A 25,182-nucleotide genomic window follows, 5' to 3' on the forward strand; every position below is an offset into this window, starting at 1 on the left:
TCAGCCCCCGTTGGTGTGGGCGGGTGTTGGCCCGGGTGCGCGCGTGCGGCTGGGGAACCGGATGCGGCGGCGGATGGCGTGCCAGGCGCGTGCGGGGAGGGGTATGTCGTCGTAGATGCGGTAGCCGCTGGAGACGAGGTATTCGGCGACGTGGTCCACGAGTCCGGCGGGGGTGGCCTGGTCGGGTGGGGTCAGGAGCCGGTAGTCCTCAGCCGCGGCGGTCATGACGGCGAGGGCGGCGGGCGGGATCGGGTTCACGCGTTCTCCTTGGGGCGGTTGGCCCATGCCTGGAGGCGGGCGTCGTGGCTGGGGATGGCGAGCTTGCGGCCGCGCTGGGTGGTGCAGCGCTGCTTGGGTGGGGCCCCGCACCAGGGGCAGCGGATGGCGTGCTCGGGGTGCTGTTCGCGCCCGGTCACGCGGTCTCCTCGAAGCCGTCGTCCGGCTGGATCACGGCGCCGGGCGGGAGGGCGGCGAGGGCGTTGGCGGAGGCGGCGCGGCGGCGTTCTATCTCGCGGGTCTCCTCGGCCGGGTCGGCGGGTGGGAGTCCGGCGGCGGCGCGGCGGGCGTCTTCGAGTCGGGCGGGGTGAACATCGGCGCGGTGGCGGCCGTTGGTGGTGCAGGTGCGGCCGGGGCGGGCGTGGCAGCGGGGGCAGGGGATGGCGAGGACGTTGGTGACGCCTTCGCGGGGGCCGGGGAGGTGGTTGCCTGCGGCGGCGAGGATGGCGCGGGCCCGTCCGGTGGGCTGTGGCTCGGTGCTGCCGGGCGGGAGGGCGGGGACTGGCTGCGGTTCGGTGCGGCCGTCGGCGATGGCTCGGCGTTCGGCGAGGAGTGCGGCCCGGTATGACGTGTGGTCGCCGAGGTCTCCGGCCGGGGGTTCGGCCTCGGTGTGCCGGTCGAGGCGGTCGTTACGGGCCTTGCGGATCTCGGTGACGATCTCGCCGACGGAGACGAACGCGTGCCCGGCGGCGATGTGGCGGGCGACGGCGGCGCGGGCTTCCTCGAGGGAGTAGGGCGCCAACAGGTCGTGCCAGGCGTCGGCGGTGTATTCGTCGAAGCGCTGTTGGGGGCAGAGTGCTCGGACGTAGCGGGCGAGTATGACGGTCTCTTCCTCGGTCACGAGGTCTCCTTCTGCTGCATGCGGGCCTGGGCGCGGGCCATGGCGCGGTCGAACATGTCGTCGCTCGCCTGCTGCTGGCGGTCGCGGAAGGGGACGACGGAGCCACCGGAGGCGGGGCGGTTGGCGCGCTCGGACGCGTACTTCGCGGAGCGGCGGAGCCACTTCTTCCACTCCTCGGGCCAGTTGCGACGGCGGCCGCCGTCCGCGCGGAAGTGGGAGAGGAACTGTTCGGTCTCGTAGTCGACGTCGAGGGTGTTGCCGAAGGTGGCGACTGCCCAGCGGCGCATGGCGTCGGTGAGTTCGAACCCGTCGTCGTCGATGGGGGCCGGGCCGGGAGGCCCGGGAAGCGCGAGCGGGGCTGCTCCCTCAGCGTTGGGTTCCGGCCTGCACCCCCCCTCTTCTCCGGGGCTGGGGACAGGGGTAGGGGAAGGGGCAGGGGAATGCGCGCGTGATGCGCCCGCGTGCGCCTGCGCGTCATGCGAGCCCGCGCCCGCACGCGTAGAGCCTTTCCGACCCTCCTGGTCAGGGCTATCGGAGGGGGTTCCCGAAGGGGGTTCGGAAGGGGGTCGGCAACCCCCTCCGAAGGGGCCTGGGCCGGAGTCTCCGAATGCCTTCCGCAGGGTGGTGATGTGCTCGTGCACCTGTGTGCGGATCGAGGGCCCTTCGCCGCTGCGGACCTTGGTCGGCTCGTCGCTCAGCTCGTCCAGCGGGATGCGGTCCATCTCGTTCACGAGTGCGTGCCGCAGCGCCCTGGACTCGATCTCCATGGCGCCGGAGACCATGGCGCCCATCACCTTGGGCTGCTTCCACACGCCGTCGTTCCGGACGAACGAGCGGATCAGCAGCTCCTCGGTGTCCTCGTCCATGACGATGAACCGGGCGTTGGCGAGCGCGGTGAGGTGGGACTCCAGTTCGGACGCCGTGAGCCCCATGGCCTTGCGAGCCCAGCGGCGCAGCGTGAGCGGCAGCAGCCCGGCGTGGTTCAGGTTGGGCTGGCTGATGAGGAACAGGTAGAGGCGCTGTTGTTGCTCGGTGAGCGCCAGGAAGTCCTTGTCCTCCCAGATGGAGGAAAGGATCCGGCCATGTCCACGTGCCATTCGGGGCTTCTTTCGGTCGCGCTGGGTCGGGGCCTGCGTCTTCGTGGTGCAGCGCTGGCCTGCACCGGCCATACTACTTTAAAGATTGGAAAGAATGGAGAGATTGACCATGACTTACACTCTGGCCATGGCTGCTGACCAGGGCATTCGGATTGCTGAGGACGGCACCTCGGAGGTGTCGATGACGGAGGCGCGTGCGAACCTGACGCGTCTGATCCGCGAGGTGCGGTACGGCGGGCGCCCGGCCGCCTTCACCGAGCGGGGCGCCCGGAGCGCCTACGTCGTGCCGCCGGAGTTCTACGAGCAGGCACTGCGCGACCGGGCGATCATCGACGAGCTCCACCGACGCACCCAGACCCCTGGGGCCGGCGCCGATTCGTACGACGAGGTCAAGTCCCGCACCATCCGCGAGGCACTGGGCTCCGCCGCGTTCGCCGTCGACAACTCCTGACCGCTGGACTCTGGGCACGGCGGCGGGGGGGGCCGCGGGGGGGGGGGGGGGGCCGCCCCCCCCCCCCCCCCCCCCGCCCCCCCCCCCCCCCCGGGCCCCCCCCCGGGGGGGGCCCCCCCCCCCCCCCCCCGACGGTGACAGCCCTGCTCAACGCGCGCCCGCTTGCTGCGGCCCGTTGAGCATGCGGATCCACCGCTCCGGCGTCCGGTCGCGGAACAGCACCACCGGGTCGACCACCGTGACGACGACAGCCGCGGGGCACTGCCATGACAGGCCGGGTTCGGCGCAGTCCGGATCCGGATCCACCGGGCTCTCGGGCAGAACTTGGTACAGGGCGCCGTCGGGGTAGAACGCGGCGTAGGCGCGGGCCACCTGGCGCTCGGTGGTGAGGTAGACCAGGTCCGTGCGGAGCGCGTGGGCCGGCCCGCCGAGGTCGGCGGCGAACGAGGAAAGTCGGCGCTCGGTGCCCGTACGGTCCGGCGGGAGCAGGCGGTCGCCGATGCTGAGGCCGGGGATGCCGCCGTGGAAGTACGACATGGGTTCCTCTCAGTTGGTGTCCGGGGCGGTGGCGTGGGTGGCCGCCCCGGGCCGGTCGGGCGGAGTGGTCAGTCGAGGTCGGGGACGACGATCCAGCCCGGCACCGCGGGATCCGCGATGCCCAGCGCGGCGGCGGCCGCCACGAGCTGCCCGTTCCAGCTCGCCAGCTGCTCGCCGGTGGCGGTCTGCGGGGTGACGGTCTTGAACTCGCCGAGGCCGACCTCGTCGCACCGGGTGGTCAGGAACGTCATGTCGTCGTCGTAGTTGCCCGCCTGGAGGAACCCGACGTCCGGGCACTGGTCCTTGAGCTTCGGCAGCTCGGCCTCGAGGCGCTCGGCCATCTGCCACGGGGCGCCGTTGTCGGGGATCTGGATGCCGTAGGCGAAGTAGGTGGAGTGGTGGAAACCCATCAGGTGGTGTCCTTCCTGGTGGTGGCGACCGCGGCTTGTGCGGCGCGGTACGCGGGCTGGTGGGAGCGGCGTTTGCCGGAGGCGATGGCGCGGGCATCAGCGACACGGGACGCGGAGAGCGGGCTGAGCGTGGTCCAGGCGGCGGCCGGGAGACCGGGCCCCGGCTGGGGCTCCGGACGGCCGGCCACCGCCGCGGGGGTATGGAGCGGGCAGCGCCAGCCGATGACATACCGGTGTACGTCGGCCCGGGTGTGGCAGTACTGGGCGGCGGGGCCGTCCCAGTGGCCGCACTCCGGAAGGGCGTCGGCCAGACGCTGCCGGGCGCTCACGCCACTTCCCCCCTGCCACGCTGGCGGAGCACGTTGCGGCGCTGGCCATCGCCCAGGCCGCCCCACACCCCCTTGCTCATGCGGTGCTCGAGAGCCCATGCCTGGCACTGGTCCATGACCGGGCAGCGGCGGCAGATCGCCTTGGCCTGCTCGCCCATGACGTACGCCTCGGCCTTCGTCCCGGTGGGGAAGAACAGGTCCGGGTCCTCGTCTGCACAAGCGCCGCGCGTCTGCCAGTGCAGGGTGTCGGCGGCGGCTTCCTCCTCCTGGGACCAGGCGGCGCGCCAGCGGGTGACGGTCCGGTCGGACACACCGAGGCGGTCGGCGACGGTGGTGGTGCTGAACCCGGCTTGCACCATGACCTGGGCGGTGTACTCCTGCTCGGCTTCGCTGAGTTCAGGCAGCGGCGGAGTGCCCGCGACGTACCTGCCGACCGCGACGAGGTCGACGGTTTCGCCGTGGAATCGGGTGCTGGTCGTGGGCGTCATGACGCCACCTCCTGGCGCGCGGATCGCGCCCGCTGGCGCTTGCACTTCTCGCAGTAGGCCCGGCCGTCTTCCTGATACCGGCCGTGCACGGCCTGGTCGTGCCCGTGGGGGCAGTACGGCTTCCGCTCGCGGCCGCCGTTGAGGTAGCGGAGCTGTTCGCGGGTTCGCGCGCGGCCCGGCTCGTCATCGACGTGGTCCGGGGCGACGCAGTGGTGCAGGCCGCACTCGGCGAAGGCGTAGCCCTTGGGGTCGCGGCCGTGCCGGATGCGGAAGGCGATAGCGGCGGCGGTGTACGGCTTCTCGCGGTACCGCATGGCGGGGGTACCGCTGATGCTCTTCCGTTCGCCTGTCCATTCGAGGTGCCCGCCATCGACGGGCCGGGTGTTGGTGGTCCACTTCTCCTCGAGGGTGAGTGGCTGCAACGGCACGTTGGGGATGCCGTGCTTGCGCCTGATGCGGCTGACGCGGTTCTTGTCGCAGCGGAGTTCGCGGACGATGGCGGCGTTGCTGAGGCCCTGGCGGAGCAGCGTGGTGATCTGCTCCTCGGTGGCGTTCTGGTTCACTGGGCACCGCCCGGGGTGAGGTGGATGGCGCCGCGGTGCTCGGCCGCTCGCTCGCAGCGGTAGCCGTCGAGGGTCGGGACCCACCGGGTGGTCATGTGGCCGCATGTCACGTCGTGGCAGGGCTGCCAGACGGTGCCCTCGGCGATGGGCCGGAACGTGGCGGTGGGCCGGGCCGGTGCCGGGCGGTGGACGCCGACGGTGCGGGCCAGCCGGAGGATCCAGACGAACGCGCCGCCGACCAGGCCGCCCAGGACAGTGGTGATCACAGCCGGACCCCCTTCATCCGGTCGTGGCGCCGCTCCTGCCACCGCTCGCCCTCGGCCACTGCCGGGGTGTCGAGCCCGTAGAGGCGGTCGAGTAGTTCCTGCTGGCTGCGGATCAGACGGGCCTGGCCGTCGGCATCCGCCCGGTAGCGGGCGCAGGCTCGGAGGGCCCGGTCGAGACGGCCGCCCATCTCGTCGAGGGCGCCGTCCTGGGCGGCCTCGTGGGCGCGCTCCAGCTGATCGGTGAGGCGCCGGACGCGGCCCTCCAGCCGGATGTTCGTGGCGTCGGCCTCGCAGAACTGGCGGGTGATCAGCCTGCGGTTGTGGCGCTCGGTCTTCTCGTTGCTCTCCGCGGTCTCGGCCCGCTCGCGCATGCGGTCGAGCTGGGCGCGCAGGTCGGCGATCTCCTCGCGCAGGCGGCGGATACGGCCCCACATCAGCGGTCACCGCCCTCGGCCTGGTGCGGGACCAGCGGCCACGCGGGCTCGACGTACGCTTCCGGGTCCTTCGTGCGCAGGTGCTCCTGGAACGAGGCGGCCTGCTCGGCGGCCCACTCGACCTGCGCAGCGTGCAGCTCGTCCAGCGTCATCGCGGCCAGCCGCTCGTACCGCTGGCCCTGGCGCCACACCACCCGGCAGGCGGCGAGCGCGTCAGCATCGGAGGAGTGGGCGCCGTCCAGCCGTACCTGGTAGTGCTGGCACAGGTGGGTGAGCGTCCGCTTGCCCTTGCGGTACGTGTCGAATCGCTTGTCGATCACGTACGGGTCGACCACCCGCAGGCCATCGCCGACCGTGTCGGTCAGCGGCGTCATGCCGTACCGGCGCGCCTCGCGATCGATCACGGTCAGGTCGTAGCGCGCGTTCATCGCCACGATCGGCACGCCGGACAGCACCACCTGAGACAGGGCGCCGAGCAGCTGCTCGACCACCTCGCGCAGGTCGGTTCCCTCCGCGCGGGCCCGCTCGGTGGTGACACCGTGGATGCGCTCGGCCTCGGCGGGGATCTCCTCGCCGTCCACGTCGGACAGCCAGTTCGCTGCCTGGGCGGGCCGGTCGCCGCCGACCTGCACCACGCACGCGGTCACGATGCGCGCGGTCCCCGGGTCGGGGCCGGTGGTCTCCAGGTCGTAGCCGCACAGGCGGCCGAGGTGCCAGCTCATGCCCGGCCTCCCTTCAGCACGGCGAGGAAGGAGCGGAGCTTGTCCGCGCTGGCAGTCGAGGGGTGGAGCCCGCCGTTCTCCTTGGCGAACTCGGCCTCGACCTGCTCGGTGGTCATGCCGTGCTTCCCGGCGGCGGCGATGATCTGGAACCAGATGTCCGCGGTGTCGTCGTCCTCGACGATCTCGACGTCGTGCACAAACTCGGCGATCTGCTCGGGCGAGGCGTCGCCGTAGTCGGCCGGGTTGAGGATCTGCTGTGTGTCATCCGGGTGCGGGACGTCCTCCGCCGGGGCGGTGGTGGGCTTGCTCAGACCGATGGCCTTGATCTGCTCCTGGTAGGCGACCGGCGCGCCAGCCGCCTTCGCGGCCTGGAAGATGGACAGCACCTCGGCTTGCGTGGCGGCCTGCTTGGCCTCCAACAAGTAGTCCTTCGGGGGGCCTGCCGACGCCGGAGCGGCCTCGATCGCAGGGCGCTGCTCGCTGGACGTCACGGCGGCCGGGCCGCCGGTGATGTTCCCGGCCATCAGCGCGGCCGGGGTGATCTCGACGTCCAGAGTGGGGACCATGAACCGGGTCGGGCCGGTGTCCCGGACCACCGACTTCTCTTCCATGCCGAGCCACCCGGCGACGTAACCGCCGGCCTGCGCAAGCAGCTCGGCCGCGGGCGGCAGTTCGACGGCGGCGTAGTAGCCCTTGGAGACGAGGAGCCACTGGCCCAGCGCCGGGACATCCCGCAGCATGACGTTCACGCGAGTGGTGATGGAGCACACCCGGTCCTCGGGGTTGCAGATGCACGGCCGGTCGCTCTTCTGCTCCGTGACGCCGTCGCATCGGCGCTGGCACTTCGACCCGGCGTACAGCTCGTACCACTGGGAGACGGCGTCTCGCGGAGGGATGAGGACGGGCAGCCGGTTGGCGGTGCTGAACACCTCGAATTCGGACGGACCGCCGTTGGCAGGGGTCCACGTCTGCACCTCGCCGCCGTACAGGGCTGCGACCTGGGTGAGGATCTCGCGGGAGGGGGAAGTGAAGCGGAAGGCGCGGAGCTTCTCCGGCCGCAGAATGGGCCTCCCGGTCTTCTCAGAGACGCGGCCGGTGTCGACGGCACGACCGATACGGATTTCGCCGAGCTGACGCATGCGGCGCTGGAGGTCGATGATGGGCATCAGGCGGCCCTCTCTTCAGCGGTGGTGGGCAGGGTGAGGGCCTCGCCTACAACGGACTTCGCGAGGCTGCGCTGGAACTCGGCGACCTGCTGAACGTGGAGGAACGCCTCGTACACGTCGTCGCCGCACTTCAGCGGCATGGGCCGGTAGCCCTCCGGCCGTAGGTGCAGGACGATTCCGACGTCGTGGACCTTGGGCATGGGGACCTGTGTGCCGTCCCGCAGCCACGCCACCTCGGCCCGCCGATACGCGGCCATCTGGGCTCCGGCTTCCGGATACACGCCCTTCTCGTCCAGCTCGCCGCCAGTCTTGGTATCGCCGACGAACAGGGTGGTGGCAGGCACCTTCAGCGCCGCCGCGATGAGACGCGAGCGGAAGAGGTAATCCAGCTTTCCGGCCCAGCCGTCGGTCAGGTTCCCGACGACCATCTCCGACGCCTCGAACTCGATCTCCCACTCGTTGATAAAGCGGAGGAAGTTATCGAGGTAGGGAGCCATCTCCGCGTCGCTCAGCAGTTCCTCGGGCAGCGGGGTGCCAAGGACGTGGGCTTCGACCAAGTCGTGCGCGGCGGTGCCGAGGTCGCCCCGCTCTTCCTTCTTCCGGACGTGCCCCTTGCGCAGCCAGTCGTAGGCAGCTTCCTTCTCGGCCGGGCGCAGCGAGGCGGCGACGAGGGCTGGGAGCGTGGCGAACGCGTCGGCTGCGGTCAAGTTCGCGGCCCAGAACACGAGCTGCGGCTTGGGGAATCCCTGGCTGAGGATGGTGGTGACGCGCCTCAGCTTGGTGTCGGTGCCGGGGACGCGGTACCAGCCCTGTGAGGGGCGAGGGATGCGGTCGGGGCCGGTGGGCGCCGGGGTCTGCTTCTTGGCCCGGCGGCGGCCGGCGGCCGGGGCGGTGGCCCCGGCCTCGGTCGTCTGTGTCATGGGCGGTTCCCCTTGAGGAGGCGGGCGAGGATGCCGCGCTTGGGCTGGTGGTCGAGGTAGGCCCGGTCGCGGGCGGTACGCAGCGAGGGGGCGCGGCCGGTGCGGTCGGCCGGGCGCCAGAACCCGCCGTCGGAGAAAGAGTTGCCGCGCTTCACCGGCGCTCACCGCCCGCGTGGTTGACCCGGTACGCCCGGTCGTGCCCGGGGACCGCGACCAGGTGCCCGCGCCGGGCGAGCGCAGCCAGGTCGTGGCGGGCGGTACCGCGCTGGACGATGCCCAGCGGCCGGTACACGTCCTGGGCGCGGCGGGTGGTCCAGGTGCCACCCTCGCGGCGGATGGTGGAGAGGAGCGTCCGGAGACGGACGCGGTCGGCGGTGATCACTCGTCACCGTCCTCGTCGTACGCGGTGGCCACGGTGAGCGGGGTGACGACGTAGCCGGTGCACGTCTCCTCGGGGCCGTCCTCCTCCCACGCGGGACCGAATACGGACAGCTCCTCGGGCGCGTCGTCCGAGCCGTCGTCCGGGATCCAGCCGAGGGATCCGGCGTCACCGCACTCGCGGCGGACGAGCGCCTCGCAGTGCTCGCGGGCAGCCTCACGGGTGGCGTAGTGGCCGAAGGTGATGGACTCGTGCGACGCCCGGTAGACCGTCAGCTCGGCAGTCTCGCCGTCGCCGTCGGGGTCGAGCAGCTGGAGGCCGAGGGCCTCGCGGTGCTCGTCGTCGAGCTGGAGCGCGACCGGGCGGCCGTCCTCAGCGAGGCAGCAGACGATCGTTTCGCCGCCCGGGTCGCAGGGGTGGATGACGAGCCGGTCCCAGCGGACGGGCAGCGGCGTCGGCGCGGCGGGCTCGGCCACGACCTCGTTGTGCTGGTCGGGGTTGACGCCCTCCCGCGCCGCGGCGACGGCGAGAGTGGCGTGCACCTGCGCCTGCGCAATGGCCTCGGCTCGCGCGTTCCCGACGTACTCGTCCTCGTTGAGCGAGGTCAGGATGCTCTCGGCCTCGCGGTAGTGATCGGGTCCGTTCATCGGTGGTCTCCAGGAGGAAGAGCGCGGCCGTTGACGGCGGTCGAGAAGAGGGAGGCGCGGAACTCCGCGACGGGGTCGGTCACGACGGGACGGGCCGGGCGCGTCCAGGCGTTGACGCCCGCGCAGATCGCCAGCCAGCCCAGGTAGCCCGTGGTGAAGTAGAGGAGAAACGTCACGACACGCCCCCGGACGTCGCCGCTGCGGCGGTCAGCTCGTACGGCACCGGCTCGTCAGCGGCCAGGGCCACCGCCCGGTGGCACACCGGGCACCCGCAGCCCCCACCCGCGCAGTTGGCCACCGGCTCCGAGCAGGTGCAGTTCGGGCCCGGCGCGGTCAGATGCGCACGCGTCGCATCCGCGATCGCCCGCCACGACCCGCACGTCGTCTCGACCTCGGCCAGCGCCGTCACACTGTCCACGTGGGTGATCGCGGACGCGGCCAACTCGTCGAGGAAATCGGCCCGGTCCTCGGCGTCCAGCCAGCGCGCCCACGGGAACGCGGGCGGATACGTGTCCGGAGACTGCCGGCCCTCGGCCACCCGGAGCGCCACGGTGAGGTCGGCCAGCGCCGCGTTCCCGGCAACCCGCTCGACCTCCAGCTCGGCGACCCGCGCCCGCAGCCGCTCCACGTCCTTGAGCAGCGACCGCGACACCGGATCACGCCGAGCCCGATCCTGGAACCACGCGACGTTCAGCTCGTCGCGGTTCTCATCGACCGCCAGCCACTCACGCACCGCAGCACGAGCGCGCGCCGAGTCCGAATCGGTGACTGCACAGCTCGACTCGTAGTAGCCGTGCGCGTTGTCGAGGACGTCGCCCCACTCCTGGTCCCGCATGGACGTGTAGAAGTGGGCGGGCAGCATGTACGAGACCCGCGCGACCTCCGGGAGTTCGAGGTACACCTGCGTCTGCTTCTCGGACGGGTGCGCGAAGTCGTAACTGTCGAGGGTGATGCGAACGTTGATCATGCCGCCACCACCGGGGACAGCACGCCGACCGTCGCGACCAGCTCCGCTTCCTTCGCCCACACCCAGCGCTTCACCTTCGCCGGGTCACACTGGGCCGGGACGAACAGCCGGGCGCCGGACGCGTCGGTCCCGGCGAGCCGCCAGCGCTTCCCGTCCGCAGACTGGAACAGGTCGGTCTTCGGGGCGCCGCCGATCTGGGCGGGGTGGGTGTAGTCGTCGCGCCGGAGGTCGGGGTCAATGTCGAGGAACTGGTGCCGCTGCTCCGCGAGCACGGCGCCGGGCTGGCTGGTGCGCAGCGTCTCGATCAGTGCGTCGAGCGGTACGTCGAGTGCGGCGATGTCGCGCTTCTGCGGGATAGGCTTCGTGGCCATGGCCCGCTCCTTTCACTGGGTGAGTGGGTCGGGTCCGTCCCGGGCTTGGTCGTTACGGGGCGGGCCCTCATGGGTTGATCAGGCGGCGCGCTGGCCGAGCGGGTCGGCGGCCGCGTTGGCCTCCAGCCACGCGTCGACCTCGCTGCGGCGGTAGAGCACCCCGCGGCCGACACGCTGGCCGCGCGGTCCCTGGCCGCGGTGCCGCATGCTGCGGATCGCCTCGGGGGTCCGGCGGAGCAGCCGGGCGAGTTCACGGGTGGTCAGGAACGGCGAGTCGACCTCGCTCATCGTTCGTCTCCGTTCGTTTCCGTTCGAGGTCTTCGATGTCGCACTCCAGCGCTGCTGCGATGCGTGCGAGGACCTCGGGTTGGGGGTCACGTAGCCCGCGCTCTATGCGAGACAGGTGAGCGGGGGACAGTCCGGCGACGGCCGCGAATCTCCGCAGGCCATAGCCGCGTAGCTCGCGCTGCCGCCGGATTTTCGATCCGTCGGCCTGCATGACGGAAACGATACGCAACGAATGGCGACGGAGCAAGAGTCGGACGGAAACGAGTTGCAACGCTTAGCACCGCGATGAGCAACGATGGCGGTGCGTGCGGAGATGACGTGAACTTGACTCGCCTTGGACCGCTACCCGGCCGTAATCTTGTTGCCTGTCGTTGCCACCATGGAGACAGACAGAAGAGAGGCCACCCCCATGAACCGAGACCCGCAGGCGTGGGCCCGGCTCGGCCGAGCTCTCAAGTCCGCCCGCGAGCACCGTGGCCTCTCGCAAGCCGAGCTGGCCACCGCCGCCGACGTCTCGGCCAGGAGCGTTCAGGACGCGGAGGGCGGCAAAGTACCCAAAGCGCGAGTGCCATACACGCTCGCCCGAGTGGCCGAGGCCCTCGGATGGCCAGCGGGTGCCGTTGACTCAGTGCTCGACGGGGGCCCCATCCCCGGCGGCTGGGAGGACGTGCCCGCGCTCGCTGCCAGCGACGTCGAGACGATCCTGAGCCAGGCCATGGTGCGCGCCACGAACAACGTCACCGCGGCAGAGATCCGCGCCGCAACGAAGATCGCAGTCGATGAGCTGCGGCGACGGGGTGTGGTCCCTGAGGCGCACGAGTCGGACGACGATTCTGGTAGTGCAAACTTCTAGTACTCGTCCGGCTACAGATCTAGGCTGGCCCCTGGCAACAGGGGAGCGCCGCGCGTACGAGGGGGCATGCCTCGCATGACTGAACCCGTTCTCGCAACAGCCGATCTCGGCCCTCGCGTGGCAGTATTCACCGCTCGGGTAAACGGGCGCCCGGTCGGGGTGGTGAACCACATGGCCCGCCATGACGATGAGATGCGCCGTCAAGCAACGAACTCCCTCTTGGCGGTGGGGTTCGACGCTGGGCAGATCATGGGAGTTCTCAATGGGGTACGTGGCTGATCGCTGGCACAAGACCCGGCCCTCGCCCGACGACCCACCGTGCGGAGAGCACAAAGGCAAGGTGGCCTCCGCCGCTCACGGGAAGGGGAAACGCTGGCAGGCCCGGTACGACGGGCCAGACGGCAAGGAGCGCACCTCGCTGTGGCGCACCCTGGTCGAAGCAGAGAAGGAGATCCTGAAGCAGGAGGGGGCCAAGCTGACCGGCTCCTGGATCGACCCGGAGCGCGGGAAGCTGACGGTCGAGCACGTGGTGTTCGACGTCTGGCTCCCCTCCACGAGCACCATCGAGCGCACCCGGCGCGAGTACCGGGGCGTGATGAACCGCTACCTGGTGCCGGAGTGGGGGCACCGCGAGATCCGGTCTATCCGGCCGAGTGAGGCCGGCGCCTGGCAAGGGCTGCTCACCAGCCAGTACGAGCTGACCGGGTCCACCCCGAACCGGGTTGCCCGGCTGGTGCGGTCGGTGTTCCACCTCGCAGTGCTGGACCGAATGATCCCCGTCTCGCCGTTCGCAGGCGTCAAGGCGCCCACGCTCGAAGAGACCCAGGTGGACCCGCCGGACATCGCGGAGGTGATGCGCCTCATCGGCGCCGCCTACCACGATCGGTGGGCCGTGATGGTCGAATTCACCGCACTGACCGGGCTGCGGTCGGGAGAGCTCCGCGGGCTGAGGCTGGACGCGATCGACTTCTTGCGGCGCGAGTTGAGGGTCAGCGACCAGCTGGTGTACGAGGCCGGGGAGGGTCTGCGGTTCGACAAGCTCAAGACCTCGAGCGGCCGCCGTACTCTGCCGCTCACGAAGCGGGCCGTTGACCTTCTCGCGGCCTACGTGGCCGCGCACCCGCCCGCAACGTCCGGGGAGTGGGAGGGCCTGGTCTTCACGATGGGTGATCACAAGCCGATCGGTGAGTCCACGCTCGACTGGGCCATCAAGAACATCTGCCGGAAGGCGAAGGCCAAGGCACGGCACTGGCATGAGCTCCGGCACCACTATGCCTCCGTGCTGATCGCGGGCGGGGAGAACCCGAAGGTGGTGCAGAAGCGGCTCGGGCACAAGGACGTGCTCACCACGCTCCGGGTGTACAGCCACCTGTGGGCGGAGGCGGAGGAGCAGACGAGGACGGTCCTGGATGGCGCGTGGGAGAAGGCGCGCAGCGGGCTCCTCGTTCCGGAAGGGGGAGCGGCTCGAGAGGAATCTCCTGCGGCGAGCGGAACGCTGCCGGAATCGGGGTCGTCGTCCGGGGCTCTGGCCCTGGTGAAGCCTTGATCCGGTAGGTCACCACTGGATGTTCCAGGCGGAGAACGTCAACGGGGGCTAAGGGCGGCCGCCCGCCGTCCGCACACCGTGTGGTCATCGCCCCCGTGGCAGTGGCCGCACCGTCTGCGGGACCCCTGTGTTCCCCGGGATCGTCCGCGCGCCCCTCGGTCATCGATGGCCGGGGGGCGCGCTTCGCTCTGGGTGCGCCCTGCTGTCCGGCTGGGCAGACTGGGGGGAGCCCGGGTGTCCGACGCGCGCTGACGTGCCTCCTGTGCGCCCTCCCGCCGTGTGCGAACAGGCGTCTAGCGTCGCTCGAAGGAGGCAGTCATGGCAGCCGTCGGAGGGGCCGGCATCCTGGGCCGACGGGCGGTCCGGTGGATGCTCGCGCTCGCTCTCGGGGGTCTGTGGTGGTGGGCGGTCTTACGGCTGACCCTGTCGCCCGGTGCGGCCGGGCCGGTGGAGGGCGCCCTCGCGGTCGGCGGCTGGGGGCTGAGCCTGCTTCCGGTACACTGCGGGCCCTCGCCGCGGCGGAGAAGGGCCCGCCGGCCAGAGGAGGTCACCACGGCATCGCGATTCCGCCATTCGGGCGCAGGATCTGGCCGGTCATAAAGGCTGAGGCGCCGGACGCCAGGTAGAGCACCGCATGGGCGATGTCCTCGGGTTCGCCGACCCGTCCCAGTGGAGTGCGCCGTGCCATGGGCCCCTCGGCCAGCCGCTGCTCCTCGTCGCTGTTCCGCGCGGTCATGGGGGTGCGGACCCAGCCGGGTGCCACCGCGTTGACGCGGATGCCGTGGCGGCCCACCTCGGCCGCGAGTGTGCGGGTGAGCTGGACCACGGCGGCCTTGGTGACGCCGTAGCAGAGCAGCCCCGGGGCGCCGGTGTCGATCGCGCCCGAGGCCATGGTGACGATGGAGCCGCCCGTCCCCTGCGTGATCATGGCGCGCGCCGCTTCCTGGCAGCCGTACAGCACCCCCTTGAAGTTGACCGCGAGGACCCGGTCGAGATCGGCTTCGTCGGTCTCCAGTACCGGGCTGCTGTGCATGATCCCGGCGATGGCGGCCAGGACGTCCAGCCGTCCGCCGTCCCGGACGACGGCCTCGACGACTGCGCAGACCTGGGCCCGGTCGGCGACATCGAGTGCGTGGGCGCGGGCGGTGCCGCCGGAGAGGGTGATCCGCTCGGCGGTGCGCCGGGCTCCGGCCTCGTCGAGGTCGGCGCAGTGGACGGCGGCTCCGGCCGCCGCGAGCAGCAGGGCGGTGGCCCGTCCGATGCCCCCCGCCGCCCCCGTGACCAGGGCGGTGCGACAACTGAGGTCGTACGCCGATATGGCGGTCATGGAGCGACGGTACGACTGGATCTGACGAACCGTCAATTATGGTGCCGGACATCAGGGTGAGCCGGGCATCAAGGCGAGCCGGGCCGGGGAGGCGGGTCCTGCGGTCCCGGCTGACAGTGCGGACACCAGAAGGTGATGCGCTCTTCGCCCGCGCGTCCCTGATCCGCGGCGCGCACCGGCGTACCGCAGCGCAGACAGGGGCGCCCCGGGCGGCCGTACACCCAGACCCTGCGATCGGGGCGCGACTGCGCCGTGGTGACGCGGGCCGCGCGGTTCCGGTTGACCTCCAGCAGCCGCTGGGCGACGGTCACCAGCCGCTCGGGGGACGGCACCTCGCCGATCGGCAGCCAGGGCGAGAGCCGCAGCACGAAGCACAGCTCGCACTTGTAGACATTGCCGATCCCGGCCAGGTTCCGCTGGTCGAGCAGGGCCTCGCCCAGCGGCCGGGACGGATCGGCGAGCAGCCGGCGCAGCGCCTCTTCCGGATCCCAGTCGGGGCCGAGCAGATCAGGGCCCAGATGACCGACCGCGCGGTCCTCCTCGGCGGTGCGCAGCAGCTCCAGCACCGGGAGCCGGTAGCCGACCGCGGTGCGCTCGGCCGTGGCGAGGACGGCGCGGATCTGATGGTGCGGACCGCCGCGCCACCGCTCCCCGGCGCCGAACACGTACCAGGCGCCGTCCATCCGCAGATGGGAGTGGAGGGTGAGACCTCCCTCCACCCGGGTCAGCAGATGCTTGCCGCGCGCGACGACCTCCAGGACCCGGCGGCCGGTGAGGTCGGCCGTCGCCAGCCGGGGGACCCGCAGATCGCATCCGGTGAGCGGGGTGTCCGCCAGAGCCCTGTGCAGCCGTTGTGCCGTCTGCCAGACGGTGTCTCCTTCGGGCATGGACGGCCTCTCAGGGGCGCAGCCGCAGACCGCGCGGCGTCGGATGGAACCCGGCGGCCTCCAGGACGCGGCCGACCGCGGACGACAGGGCCGCGCCGCCGTTGATCCGCTCGACGGTCACACTGCCCAGGGCGCCCGCGCGGGCCGATCCGGCCAGTGCCTCGACGGCCGTCCGCAGCCTGCCGTCGTCCTCCGGGGAGTCGGCCTCGGCCGCGCCGGAGGGCCAGGCGAGGAGGGTCTTTCCGCCGCGCTCCATGTACAGGGTCAGTGCGCCGTCGACGAGCACCACCAGCGACCCCGCCTTGCGGCCGGGCCGGTGGCTCGCGTCCGCGGGCGGATCGGGCCAGGGCAGCGCGGCACCATAGGCGTTGGCCGGGTCGGCGGCGGCCAGGACGACGGCGCGCGGGGACGCCCCCGGCCGTCCGTCGAACACCGGGCCGGGGGCGGGATCCGCGGCGCGGTCACGGGCCGTGGAGACCGCGCGGAGCCGGTCCACCGCCCCGTCCATCGCGAACTGGGCGGCGCCCAGCCCCTCGACCACATAGCCGCGGCGCGCCTGGCCGGTCTCCTCGAACGCGGCCAGCACCCGGTACGCGGCGGAGAACCCGCCCTCGACGCCTTCGGCGGCGACCGCGCCGCGGGTGACCACCCCGTGCCGGTCCAGGAGCGTTTGTGCCAGGGCGTGGGCCCGGTGGGTGGGTTCGGCCTCGCGCTCCGGCAGCAGCGACCAGCGCCCGGCGACGGTGGGCGGTCCGCCGCGCGAGGCGGTGGGGCGCCCGGTGCGGCCTGCGAGGCCGCCGTAGCGCCCCCGGGGGACCGTGCGCTTGGCGCGGTGGGCGGTCGAGCCCGCGGTACGGCCCGAGCCCAGCAGGGCGCGGAGCGGGGCCAGGGTGTCACCGGTGAGCCGGCCCGACCAGGCCAGGTCCCAGACGGCCTCGGCGAGCTGCGGGTCCTGGAACTCGTGCCCGGCGGCGCGGACCTGCTCGGCGATCTGGCGGAAGAACAGGCCGTACCCCCCGGCCAGGGCGTCCAGTACGGCCTGGTGCAGCGGGCCCGCCTCGAACGGGTGCGGGGTGTGCAGCAACAGCGGGGCGGTCTCCGCCAGATGGAGGGTGACCCAGCCGTCCTTGCCGGGCAGCGCGCCCGCCCCGGCCCAGACCACCTCCCCGGAGGCGGTCAGCTCGTCGAGCATCGTGGGGGTGTAGTCGCCGACGCGGGAGGGCAGCACCAGCTTCTCCAGGGAGGAGGCGGGCACCGGCGCCCCCTGGAGCTGCTCGATCGCGCGCACCAGCCCATCGGGACCGCGCAGGCTGTGGGTGCCCAGGTGCTGCCACTGCGGCAGGAACGCGGCGAGCGCCGCGGGGGGCACCGGCTCCAGCTCATGGCGCAGCGCGGCGAGCGAGCGGCGGCGCAGCCGCCGCAGCACGGCGGCGTCGCACCACTCCTGGCCCACCCCGGCCGGGTGGAACTCGCCCTGGACGATCCGGCCGCTCGCGGCGAGCCGGTGCAGGGCGCCGTCGGTGACGGCCGTACCGAGGCCGAGGCGGGCGGCGGCCGAGGCGGAGGTGAACGGACCGTGGGTGCGGGCGTACCGGGCCAGCAGATCGCCGAGCGGGTCCTTGACCGGCTCGGTGAACGCCTCGGGCACGCCCACCGGGAGTGCGGTGCCCAGGGCGTCGCGCAGCCGCCCGGCGTCCTCGACGGCCGCCCAGTGGTCCTCGCCCGCGATCCGCACCCGGATGGCGCGCCGGGCCGCCGTCAGCTCCTCGGCCCAGCGCGGATCGGCGCCGCGCTCGGCTAGCTCGGCCCCGGTGAGCGGACCGAGCAGCCGCAGCAGATCGGCGACGCCCTCCGCGTCCTTGACCCGGCGGTCCTCGGTGAGCCACTGCAGCTCGCGCTCCAGCTCGGTGAGGACCTCGGCGTCCAGCAGCTCGCGCAGCTCGGCCTGGCCGAGCAGCTCGGCCAGCAGCCGGGAGTCCAGCGAGAGGGCGGCCGCGCGGCGCTCGGCCAGCGGGGAGTCGCCCTCGTAGAGGAACTGGGCGACGTAGCCGAAGAGCAGGGAGCGGGCGAAGGGCGACGGCTCGGGGGTGGTGACCTCCACCAGCCGCACCCGGCGGGCCTCGATGTCGCCCATCAGCTCCGTGAGGCCGGGGACGTCGAAGACGTCCTGGAGGCATTCGCGGACGGCTTCCAGGACGATCGGGAAGGAGCCGAACTCACTCGCGACCTGGAGCAGTTGGGCGGCGCGCTGGCGCTGCTGCCACAGCGGGGTGCGCTTGCCGGGGTTGCGCCGCGGCAGCAGCAGGGCGCGGGCGGCGCATTCACGGAACCGGGAGGCGAACAGGGCCGAGCCGCCGACCTGGTCGGTGACGATGTCACCGATCTCGCCCTGGTCGAAGACGGCGTCGGTGGCTCCCACGGGCGACTGCTCGGTGTCGTATTCGGTGCCCTGCCGTGCCGGATCGGTGTCGAGGAGGTCCAGGCCCATCAGATCGGCGTCGGGCAGCCGGAGCACGATCCCGTCGTCGGCATGCATCACCTGGGCGTCCATGCCGTACCGCTCGGACAGCCGGGCCCCCAGGGCGAGCGCCCAGGGGGCGTGCACCTGGGCGCCGAAGGGGGAGTGGACCACGACCCGCCAGTCGCCCAGCTCGTCCCGGAACCGCTCCACCACGATGGTCCGGTCATCGGGTACATGGCCGCAGGCACGGCGCTGTTCGTCGAGATAGGCGGTGACGTTGTCGGCGGCCCACGCGTCCAGGCCGGCGGCCAGCAGCCGTGCGCGGGCGGCCTCGGGCGTCAGTGCGCCGATCTCGCGCAGGAACGCGCCCAGCGCGCGGCCCAGTTCGAGCGGGCGGCCGAGCTGATCGCCCTTCCAGAAGGGGAGACGGCCGGGGACGCCGGGGGCGGGGGAGACCAGGACCCGGTCACGGGTGATGTCCTCGATCCGCCAGGAGGTGGTGCCGAGGGTGAACACATCGCCCACCCGCGACTCGTAGACCATCTCCTCGTCCAGCTCGCCGACCCTGCCGCCGCCCTTCTTGGGGTCGGCGCCCGCCAGGAAGACGCCGAAAAGACCGCGGTCGGGGATGGTGCCGCCGGAGGTCACCGCGAGCCGCTGCGCACCCGGCCGCCCGGTGACCGTATTGGCCACGCGGTCCCACACCAGACGGGGCCGCAGCTCCGCGAAGGCGTCGGAGGGGTAGCGCCCGGCCAGCATGTCCAGCACCGAGGTGTACGCCGACTCCGGGAGCGAGGCGAAAGGAGCGGCCCGGCGGACGAGGGCGAGCAGCTCGTCCACGTCCCAGCCGTCCATGGAGGTGATGGCGACGAGCTGCTGGGCCAGTACGTCCAGCGGGTTGGCGGGCACCCGCAGCGCCTCGATGGCCCCCTCCCGCATCCGCTCGGTGACCACCGCCGACTGGACCAGATCGCCGCGGTACTTGGGGAAGACCACTCCGGTGGAGACCGCCCCCACCTGGTGACCGGCCCGGCCCACCCGCTGGAGGCCGGAGGCCACCGAGGGCGGGGACTCGACCTGGACGACCAGGTCCACCGCGCCCATGTCGATGCCCAGCTCCAGACTGGAGGTGGCGACCACGGCGGGCAGCCGCCCGGCCTTGAGGTCCTCCTCGACCAGTGCCCGCTGCTCCTTGGAGACCGAGCCGTGGTGCGCACGGGCCAGCAGCGGGGGTGCGCCCGCGGCTGCCCCTGACCCGCCCATCAGCTCGGCGGGGGCGTGGTCCTCGGGCACCGTCTCGCCGGTGGCGCGTTCATAGGCGATCTCGTTGAGCCGGTTGCACAGCCGCTCGGCCAGCCGCCGGGAGTTGGCGAAGACGATCGTGGAGCGGTGGGCCTGGACGAGATCGGCGATCCGCTCCTCCACATGCGGCCAGATGGAGGGGCGCTCACCGGTCTCCCCGTCCTGCACGGGGGAGCCGCCCAACTCGCCCAGGTCCTCGACCGGGACGACCACCGACAGGTCGAACTCCTTGCCCGAGGGCGGCTGGACGATCTCGACGGCGCGGCGCGGGGACAGGAAGCGCGCCACCTCGTCCACCGGGCGCACGGTGGCCGACAGCCCGATGCGGCGGGCGGGGCGGTCCAGCAGCTCGTCGAGCCGCTCCAGGGTGAGGGCGAGATGGGCGCCGCGCTTGGTGCCCGCGACGGCGTGCACCTCGTCCAGGATGACGGTCTCCACACCGCGCAGCGCGTCCCGGGTGGCGGAGGTGAGCATCAGGAACAGCGACTCGGGCGTGGTGATCAGGATGTCCGGCGGGCGGCCGGCCAAAGCCCGGCGCTCGGCGGCCGGGGTGTCACCGGAGCGGATGCCCACTCTGATCTCCGGCTCGGGGAGGCACAGCCGCACGGACTCCTGGCGGATACCGGTGAGCGGACTGCGGAGATTGCGCTCGACGTCGACCGCGAGGGCCTTCAGCGGGGAGACGTAGAGCACCCGGCAGCGCTTCTTGGCCTCGGCGGGCGGGGGCTCACCGGCCAGCCGGTCCAGGGAGGCCAGGAACGCGGCCAGCGTCTTGCCGGAGCCGGTGGGCGCGACGACCAGTACGTCCGACCCCGCGCCGATGGCCCGCCAGGCCCCCTCCTGCGCGGCCGTGGGCGCGGTGAAGGCACCCGTGAACCACGCGCGGGTGGCCGGGGAGAATCCGTCGAGCGCCGAGCCTGCCATGTCCCCCATCGTGCACCGCGCCACTGACAGCCGAGCGGATCTGCTGGTCAGCGGTGGCCGGACCGGCCGCACAATCCGGACCGGCCGCACAATGGAGGGCATGGGCACCGGTGAGAGCGCGCGCCACTGGCGGTACCCCCAGCTGCCGGGGGTGGACCTGCTCCGTGCCCGCTACATCCACAAGACCTTCGTCCAGCACACCCACGAGACGTTCGTGATCGCGGCGATCACCGAGGGCGTCGAGGAGTTCCACCACCGCGGCTCGGTGGAGCGGACCGGGCCCGGCGGGCTCGCGCTCATCAATCCCGAGACCCCGCACACCGGACGGGCCGGGGTGCCGGAGGGGTGGAGCTACAGCGTGCTGTACCCGGACGCGGACGTGGTCGCCGCCATCGCCGCCGAGATCACCTCCCTCCGCGGCGCGGCCGGGTTCGGGGCCGCGGTGGTCGACGATCCGCGGACCGCCCGGCTGGTCACCGAGGTGCACCGGGCCGCCGAGGAGGGCAACGCGCTGGCCGCCGACAGTCTGCTGCGCGTCGCCGTCGCCCGTCTGCTGCGTGACCATGGCGGTCCGCTCCCGGCGCGCGCGACGCCCACCGCGGGCGCGCGGATCGCGCTGCGCGCGCGTGCGCTGCTGGAGGAGCGGATGGCCGATCCGCCGTCCCTGGAGCGGCTGGCCACCGAGCTCGGCACCGGGCCGTTCGCCCTGCTGCGCGCCTTCCGGGCCGCCTACGGGATGCCGCCGCACACCTGGCTGACCGACGCCCGGGTGCGGCGGGCCCGCCGACTGCTGGACGACGGGGTCGCACCGGCGGAGGCGGCCGTCACCGTCGGGTTCACCGATCAGCCCCATCTGCACCGGCACTTCACCCGCATCGTGGGTGTGCCGCCGGGTGCCTACCGCCGTGAGCGTGCAAGAACGTACAAGAACAGTCCCGACGCGCTCGCCTAGCGTGCGGGATGTGCCAGAACAGCGAGAGCAGACGGAACAGCCCGAGCGAATAGAACGGATAGAACAGACTCATCCGACAGAACAGGAAGAGCGGGCATATCAGGCGGATCCACGGGCCGAGTCCGCCGCACCCCCGGCGGACTCCGCCGTGGTCCGCGACGCCCTGGGCGTCGGCGTGGCCGTCGGACTCTCCGGGTTCGCCTTCGGCGTGACCTCGGCGGGCGCCGGGCTGAGCCTGCTGCAGACGTGTGCGCTGAGCCTGCTGGTGTTCACCGGTGCCTCGCAGTTCGCCCTGGTCGGGGCGCTCGCCGCGGGCGGCAACCCGTTCACGGCCGCCGCCGGTGCGTTCTTCCTCGGAACGCGCAATGCCTTCTACGGACTGCGGCTGTCCGGACTGCTCGGCTTCTCCCGCGCGGTGCGTCCCCTGGCCGCCCACTGGGTCATCGACGAGACCTCCGCCGTCGCGCTCGCCCAGTCCGACCGGCGCACCGCCCGCCTGGGCTTCACCATCACCGGGCTGACCCTGTACGTGCTGTGGAACCTCTCCACCCTGATCGGCGCCCTGGGGGCGTCAGCGCTCGGCGACACCGCCGCCTGGGGGCTGGACGCCGCCGGACCCGCCGTCTTCCTCGCCCTGCTGGCCCCGATGCTCCGTTCCTCCCCGGAGCGTGCCGTGGCCGGACTCGGTGTGCTGCTCGTCCTCGTCTGCCAGCCGGTGCTGCCCGCCGGGGTGCCGGTGCTCGCGGCCGCGCTCGCCGCCCCCGTCGTCCTTGCCGTGCACGGGCGCACCGCGCGCGGCAAGGACGGCCGACAGGACTCCCAGGAGGCGATGCGCGGATGAACACCTGGATCGCCATCGGCGTCACCGCGTTCGGCTGCTACCTGTTCAAACTGCTGGGCCTCTCGGTGCCCGCCGGGGCTCTGGAGCGCCCGGTCGTCCGGCGGCTGGCGGCGCTGCTCCCGGTGGCCCTGCTGGCCGCACTGACCGCCCAGCAGACCTTCACCGACGGACAGCATCTGGTGCTGGACGCGCGGGCGGCCGGGCTCGGCGCGGCCGCGCTCGCCCTGATCCTGCGCGCCCCCTTCCTCGTAGTGGTCGCCGTGGCGGTCATCGTCACCGCCGCCGTCCGCACCCTGTGAACGTGTGTGCGGGCGGTCTCATACCGCCCGTCCATAGGCGCGCAGGGTGAGCAGCGCCTCCAAGGTCGCCACCGCCCGCGTCTCCAGGGCCGCCCCCGGTGCCCACGCGCGCCGGCGGGCGGGCCAGCCGCCGTCCTCCCGCTGGGCCTCCGCGAGGGCGTCCAGCGACCGCTCCACCTCCGCATCGGTGAACCACCGGCGGGCCAGCGAACCGGGCTCCGGGGCGATGTCGCGCACCAGCGCCGGTGTCCCGGTGCCGCCCTGGCCGGGTACCGCCGCGTCCTCGGCGCGCCCGGGGTCCAGCGCCACCAGCCCCCGCTCCCGCACCCGGCGGCCCAGCCGGTCCGCCGCCTCCTGGGCGCGCCCGCGGTCCGGTACTCCGTCCAGGAAGGCGACGGCCGCAGTGATCTCGTAGGGGTGCGCGGACGCACCCTCGGTCAGCGCCGTGACCGCCGCCCAGCAGAAGTCCGTGGCCCGGAAGAGCCAGGCGTGCCACACCTCGTTGCGGTGCAGCAGCCCCACCACCGGACCGGTGGTGAGCAGTCCGCTCGGCGGATCGTCCGCCAGCGGGATCCAGGGGGCGGCCGGGTAGCCGCGCAGCGAGGGGTGGCTCACTGGCAGCGCGCCGTCCGAGGTGGACACGGCCGTCAGATAGCGGCACAGGCGCTCGATCCGCTGCCCGCCGCAGCGCCCGATCCCGTCGAGCACCCGCAGCGCGTGCACGGCGTGCAGCGGCTGGCTCACCGGTCCGCGCAGATCCGGCTCCAGCCCGTGGCCATAGCCGCCGTCCGGCGCGAGGTAGGCGGTGAGCGCTGTCTCGACCGCCTCCGCGCCCCCGTCCAGGAAGTGATACGCGAAGCGGCGCTGCTCCAGCACCCGGGCGGTCAGCCACACGAACCGCTCGGCCCGCGAGAGAGCGGAGGAGGGGGAGGGCGGCGACGAGGAGAGGCTCATGGATCGATCCATGGTCAGACCGTAGGGCGCGGGGCACCCCCGGCAGGGGGCTCACGCTCCGGTGCACCCCGGGAGCGCGATACTGGGCGCATGCGGTTGACGGTCTTCTGGCAGCGGATGGCGGACTACTTCGGTGAGTCCTACGCCGACTCCTTCGCGCGCGATCATGTGATGTCCGAGCTCGGCGGCCGGACCGTGCACCAGGCCCTGGACGCGGGCTGGAGCGCCAAGGAGGTGTGGCGCGGGGTGTGCACCGCAGTGGACATCCCCGAGGACAAGCGCTGAACGGGGCCGTCGCGAGGACGGGCGCCCGGGCGGACCAATAAGGGGGTGGCCGGATTTTTTCGGCGGATGTACGCCACACTTGCCCAGTGGCCCCGACCGAAGAGACCCTCCCGCCCAGTGCTGACGGCACCCCAGCCGCCGCTCCGGCTGCCGTGAATCCCGAGAAGCCGTCCGCGGCGGAGTCCGCGCGCATGCCGCGCTGGCTGCCGCGCGCGATGGTGCTGGCACTCGCGCTGGTGGGTTGTTACCGGCTCGCGAGCTGGGCCTTCGACCAGCTGACGGGGCTGCTGCTGAACATCCTGATCGCCTTCTTCCTGGCGCTGGCGATAGAGCCGGCCGTCGACCGGATGTCCGCGCGGGGCATGCGCCGCGGGCTGGCCACCGGAGTCGTCTTCCTCGGCATCCTCATCTCTGTGGCGGGCTTCTTCACCCTGCTCGGCTCGATGCTCGCCGACCAGATCGTGACCATGGTCGAGGAGTTCCCGGCGTACCTGGACACGGTCGTCAGCTGGGTCAACGACACCTTCCACACCGATCTGTCCCGGCTGGAGGTCCAGGACAGCCTGCTCCACTCGGACTGGCTCCAGAACTATGTGAAGAACAGCGCCAACAACGTGCTGGACGTCTCGGCACAGGTGCTCGGCGGACTGTTCAAGGTCCTCACGGTGACCCTGTTCGCGTTCTACTTCGCCGCCGACGGCCCGCGGCTGCGCCGCGCCCTGTGCTCGGTGCTGCCCCCGGCCCGCCAGACCGAGGTGCTGCGCGCCTGGGAGATCGCGGTCGCCAAGACCGGCGGCTACATCTACTCGCGCGGGCTGATGGCGCTGATCTCCGGCATCGCCCACTACGTCCTGCTGGAGACCCTGTCGGTGCCCTACGCCCCGGCCCTCGCGGTGTGGGTCGGTCTGATCTCCCAGTTCATCCCGACCATCGGCACCTACCTGGCCGGCGCCCTGCCGATGCTCATCGCGTTCACCGTCAACCCCTGGTTCGCGGTCTGGGTGCTGGGCTTCGTCGTGATCTACCAGCAGTTCGAGAACTACCTGCTCCAGCCGCGGATCACCGCGAAGACGGTCGACATCCACCCGGCGGTGTCCTTTGGATCGGTGATAGCGGGCACCGCGCTGCTGGGCGCGGTGGGCGCGCTGATCGCGATTCCGGCGACCGCGACGCTCCAGGCGTTCCTCGGCGCGTACATCAAGCGCTATGACGTGACCGACGATCCGCGGGTGCACGGGCGCACGCGACGGCGCGGCGCCTCGGCGCTGGCGCGGGTACGCCACGCACTGTCGCGGCGCGGTTGACACGAAAATCGAACATCCATTCTCATGGAGTCCCGGCCCGGTTATCCACAGGCCGAGGACGTCCGGGCCGCTTGTCAGTGGCAGGCGCTAGCGTC

At 72.4% G+C, this 25,182-nt stretch carries 34 protein-coding genes; 8 read left to right on the plus strand and 26 right to left on the minus strand.

Annotation, left to right across the window (positions count from 1 at the left end; genetic code table 11):
• Genes NMK44_RS00385 through NMK44_RS00400 form a run of 4 tightly spaced genes read right to left on the minus strand, consistent with a single transcriptional unit; the run spans position 1 to position 2,214 of the window.
• Positions 1-258: a hypothetical protein gene (locus tag NMK44_RS00385; RefSeq protein WP_254737089.1), complete on the minus strand. Its 258-nt coding sequence runs from the start codon at positions 256-258 to the stop codon at positions 1-3.
• Positions 255-416: a zinc finger domain-containing protein gene (locus tag NMK44_RS00390; protein WP_254737090.1), complete on the minus strand. Its 162-nt coding sequence runs from the start codon at positions 414-416 to the stop codon at positions 255-257. The genes NMK44_RS00385 and NMK44_RS00390 overlap by 4 nt, the downstream gene beginning before the upstream one ends.
• Positions 413-1,117 (minus strand): zinc finger domain-containing protein, encoded by a 705-nt coding sequence (locus NMK44_RS00395; protein ID WP_254737091.1) that lies wholly within the window; start codon positions 1,115-1,117, stop codon positions 413-415. Before NMK44_RS00395 ends, NMK44_RS00390 begins: the two co-directional genes overlap by 4 nt.
• Complete coding sequence (locus NMK44_RS00400) at positions 1,114-2,214, minus strand: hypothetical protein (RefSeq protein ID WP_254737092.1); 1,101 nt, start codon at positions 2,212-2,214, stop codon at positions 1,114-1,116. The genes NMK44_RS00395 and NMK44_RS00400 overlap by 4 nt, the downstream gene beginning before the upstream one ends.
• Positions 2,215-2,341: 127 nt before the next feature.
• On the opposite strand from NMK44_RS00400, the gene NMK44_RS00405 reads away from it, so the two are divergent.
• The gene (locus NMK44_RS00405; protein WP_254737093.1) at positions 2,342-2,665 is read left to right on the plus strand and encodes a type II toxin-antitoxin system Phd/YefM family antitoxin; all 324 of its coding nucleotides are present in this window, start codon (positions 2,342-2,344) and stop codon (positions 2,663-2,665) included.
• Between the two features lie 147 nt (positions 2,666-2,812).
• Here the strand turns inward: NMK44_RS00405 and NMK44_RS00410 are convergent, their stop codons facing one another.
• The 18 genes from NMK44_RS00410 to NMK44_RS00500 form a co-directional block, all read right to left on the minus strand.
• On the minus strand, positions 2,813-3,202 hold the full coding sequence (locus NMK44_RS00410) for a hypothetical protein (protein ID WP_254737094.1): 390 nt from the start codon (positions 3,200-3,202) through the stop codon (positions 2,813-2,815).
• Between the two features lie 68 nt (positions 3,203-3,270).
• Positions 3,271-3,612, minus strand: coding sequence for a hypothetical protein (locus NMK44_RS00415; protein WP_254737095.1), 342 nt, complete (start codon positions 3,610-3,612; stop codon positions 3,271-3,273).
• On the minus strand, positions 3,612-3,941 hold the full coding sequence (locus NMK44_RS00420; protein ID WP_254737096.1) for a hypothetical protein: 330 nt from the start codon (positions 3,939-3,941) through the stop codon (positions 3,612-3,614). Before NMK44_RS00420 ends, NMK44_RS00415 begins: the two co-directional genes overlap by 1 nt.
• Entirely contained in the window at positions 3,938-4,429 is a 492-nt protein-coding gene (locus NMK44_RS42360) for a WhiB family transcriptional regulator (protein WP_308357982.1), read from the minus strand. Before NMK44_RS42360 ends, NMK44_RS00420 begins: the two co-directional genes overlap by 4 nt.
• Positions 4,426-4,992 (minus strand): hypothetical protein, encoded by a 567-nt coding sequence (locus NMK44_RS00435; protein WP_254737097.1) that lies wholly within the window; start codon positions 4,990-4,992, stop codon positions 4,426-4,428. The genes NMK44_RS42360 and NMK44_RS00435 overlap by 4 nt, the downstream gene beginning before the upstream one ends.
• Positions 4,989-5,258: a hypothetical protein gene (locus tag NMK44_RS00440; protein WP_254737098.1), complete on the minus strand. Its 270-nt coding sequence runs from the start codon at positions 5,256-5,258 to the stop codon at positions 4,989-4,991. Before NMK44_RS00440 ends, NMK44_RS00435 begins: the two co-directional genes overlap by 4 nt.
• Positions 5,255-5,692, minus strand: a complete 438-nt coding sequence (locus tag NMK44_RS00445; protein WP_254737099.1) for a hypothetical protein — start codon at positions 5,690-5,692, stop codon at positions 5,255-5,257. The genes NMK44_RS00440 and NMK44_RS00445 overlap by 4 nt, the downstream gene beginning before the upstream one ends.
• Positions 5,692-6,414: an exonuclease domain-containing protein gene (locus NMK44_RS00450; RefSeq protein ID WP_254737100.1), complete on the minus strand. Its 723-nt coding sequence runs from the start codon at positions 6,412-6,414 to the stop codon at positions 5,692-5,694. The genes NMK44_RS00445 and NMK44_RS00450 overlap by 1 nt, the downstream gene beginning before the upstream one ends.
• Entirely contained in the window at positions 6,411-7,580 is a 1,170-nt protein-coding gene (locus NMK44_RS00455) for a recombination directionality factor (protein ID WP_254737101.1), read from the minus strand. Before NMK44_RS00455 ends, NMK44_RS00450 begins: the two co-directional genes overlap by 4 nt.
• A complete protein-coding gene (locus NMK44_RS00460) occupies positions 7,580-8,500 on the minus strand; it encodes a hypothetical protein (protein ID WP_254737784.1) in 921 nt (306 codons plus the stop codon). Before NMK44_RS00460 ends, NMK44_RS00455 begins: the two co-directional genes overlap by 1 nt.
• A complete protein-coding gene (locus NMK44_RS41925) occupies positions 8,497-8,655 on the minus strand; it encodes a hypothetical protein (RefSeq protein WP_302887640.1) in 159 nt (52 codons plus the stop codon). Before NMK44_RS41925 ends, NMK44_RS00460 begins: the two co-directional genes overlap by 4 nt.
• On the minus strand, positions 8,652-8,882 hold the full coding sequence (locus tag NMK44_RS00470) for a hypothetical protein (protein WP_254737866.1): 231 nt from the start codon (positions 8,880-8,882) through the stop codon (positions 8,652-8,654). Before NMK44_RS00470 ends, NMK44_RS41925 begins: the two co-directional genes overlap by 4 nt.
• The gene (locus NMK44_RS00475; protein ID WP_254737102.1) at positions 8,879-9,526 is read right to left on the minus strand and encodes a hypothetical protein; all 648 of its coding nucleotides are present in this window, start codon (positions 9,524-9,526) and stop codon (positions 8,879-8,881) included. Before NMK44_RS00475 ends, NMK44_RS00470 begins: the two co-directional genes overlap by 4 nt.
• Entirely contained in the window at positions 9,523-9,702 is a 180-nt protein-coding gene (locus NMK44_RS00480) for a hypothetical protein (RefSeq protein ID WP_254737103.1), read from the minus strand. Before NMK44_RS00480 ends, NMK44_RS00475 begins: the two co-directional genes overlap by 4 nt.
• Positions 9,699-10,493: a hypothetical protein gene (locus NMK44_RS00485; RefSeq protein ID WP_254737104.1), complete on the minus strand. Its 795-nt coding sequence runs from the start codon at positions 10,491-10,493 to the stop codon at positions 9,699-9,701. Before NMK44_RS00485 ends, NMK44_RS00480 begins: the two co-directional genes overlap by 4 nt.
• Complete coding sequence (locus NMK44_RS00490) at positions 10,490-10,864, minus strand: hypothetical protein (RefSeq protein ID WP_254737105.1); 375 nt, start codon at positions 10,862-10,864, stop codon at positions 10,490-10,492. The genes NMK44_RS00485 and NMK44_RS00490 overlap by 4 nt, the downstream gene beginning before the upstream one ends.
• Positions 10,865-10,942: 78 nt before the next feature.
• Positions 10,943-11,152 (minus strand): helix-turn-helix transcriptional regulator, encoded by a 210-nt coding sequence (locus NMK44_RS00495; protein ID WP_254737106.1) that lies wholly within the window; start codon positions 11,150-11,152, stop codon positions 10,943-10,945.
• Entirely contained in the window at positions 11,115-11,363 is a 249-nt protein-coding gene (locus NMK44_RS00500) for a helix-turn-helix domain-containing protein (protein WP_254737107.1), read from the minus strand. The genes NMK44_RS00495 and NMK44_RS00500 overlap by 38 nt, the downstream gene beginning before the upstream one ends.
• 168 nt (positions 11,364-11,531) lie before the next feature.
• On the opposite strand from NMK44_RS00500, the gene NMK44_RS00505 reads away from it, so the two are divergent.
• Positions 11,532-12,005, plus strand: coding sequence for a helix-turn-helix domain-containing protein (locus NMK44_RS00505; RefSeq protein WP_254737108.1), 474 nt, complete (start codon positions 11,532-11,534; stop codon positions 12,003-12,005).
• A 340-nt stretch (positions 12,006-12,345) separates the two neighbouring features.
• Positions 12,346-13,551 carry a tyrosine-type recombinase/integrase gene (locus NMK44_RS42365; protein ID WP_254737109.1) on the plus strand — a complete coding sequence of 402 codons (1,206 nt, stop codon included), beginning with the start codon at positions 12,346-12,348 and terminating at the stop codon, positions 13,549-13,551.
• 547 nt (positions 13,552-14,098) lie between these two features.
• On the opposite strand, the gene NMK44_RS00520 is transcribed toward NMK44_RS42365, so the two are convergent.
• The 3 genes from NMK44_RS00520 to NMK44_RS00530 form a co-directional block, all read right to left on the minus strand.
• Positions 14,099-14,878: an SDR family NAD(P)-dependent oxidoreductase gene (locus NMK44_RS00520; RefSeq protein ID WP_254737111.1), complete on the minus strand. Its 780-nt coding sequence runs from the start codon at positions 14,876-14,878 to the stop codon at positions 14,099-14,101.
• 68 nt (positions 14,879-14,946) lie between these two features.
• Positions 14,947-15,765, minus strand: a complete 819-nt coding sequence (locus NMK44_RS00525) for an Fpg/Nei family DNA glycosylase (protein WP_254737112.1) — start codon at positions 15,763-15,765, stop codon at positions 14,947-14,949.
• A 10-nt stretch (positions 15,766-15,775) separates the two neighbouring features.
• Positions 15,776-20,452 carry an ATP-dependent helicase gene (locus NMK44_RS00530; protein ID WP_254737113.1) on the minus strand — a complete coding sequence of 1,559 codons (4,677 nt, stop codon included), beginning with the start codon at positions 20,450-20,452 and terminating at the stop codon, positions 15,776-15,778.
• A 100-nt stretch (positions 20,453-20,552) separates the two neighbouring features.
• Here NMK44_RS00530 and NMK44_RS00535 point away from each other — a divergent pair, with 100 nt between their 5' ends.
• Genes NMK44_RS00535 through NMK44_RS00545 form a run of 3 tightly spaced genes read left to right on the plus strand, consistent with a single transcriptional unit; the run spans position 20,553 to position 22,544 of the window.
• A complete protein-coding gene (locus NMK44_RS00535) occupies positions 20,553-21,404 on the plus strand; it encodes an AraC family transcriptional regulator (RefSeq protein ID WP_254737114.1) in 852 nt (283 codons plus the stop codon).
• Between the two features lie 10 nt (positions 21,405-21,414).
• Complete coding sequence (locus NMK44_RS00540) at positions 21,415-22,245, plus strand: AzlC family ABC transporter permease (protein ID WP_374215207.1); 831 nt, start codon at positions 21,415-21,417, stop codon at positions 22,243-22,245.
• Positions 22,242-22,544, plus strand: coding sequence for an AzlD domain-containing protein (locus NMK44_RS00545; RefSeq protein ID WP_254737115.1), 303 nt, complete (start codon positions 22,242-22,244; stop codon positions 22,542-22,544). Before NMK44_RS00540 ends, NMK44_RS00545 begins: the two co-directional genes overlap by 4 nt.
• Positions 22,545-22,562: 18 nt before the next feature.
• Here the strand turns inward: NMK44_RS00545 and NMK44_RS00550 are convergent, their stop codons facing one another.
• A complete protein-coding gene (locus NMK44_RS00550; RefSeq protein WP_254737116.1) occupies positions 22,563-23,510 on the minus strand; it encodes a hypothetical protein in 948 nt (315 codons plus the stop codon).
• Between the two features lie 78 nt (positions 23,511-23,588).
• On the opposite strand from NMK44_RS00550, the gene NMK44_RS00555 reads away from it, so the two are divergent.
• Entirely contained in the window at positions 23,589-23,783 is a 195-nt protein-coding gene (locus NMK44_RS00555) for a DUF3046 domain-containing protein (protein WP_254737117.1), read from the plus strand.
• 86 nt (positions 23,784-23,869) lie between these two features.
• Positions 23,870-25,087: an AI-2E family transporter gene (locus NMK44_RS00560; RefSeq protein ID WP_254737118.1), complete on the plus strand. Its 1,218-nt coding sequence runs from the start codon at positions 23,870-23,872 to the stop codon at positions 25,085-25,087.
• Positions 25,088-25,182 lie beyond the last annotated feature (95 nt).

The sequence above is a fragment of the Streptomyces cucumeris genome, assembly GCF_024295805.1.
In the GTDB taxonomy this organism is placed as follows: domain Bacteria; phylum Actinomycetota; class Actinomycetes; order Streptomycetales; family Streptomycetaceae; genus Streptomyces; species Streptomyces cucumeris.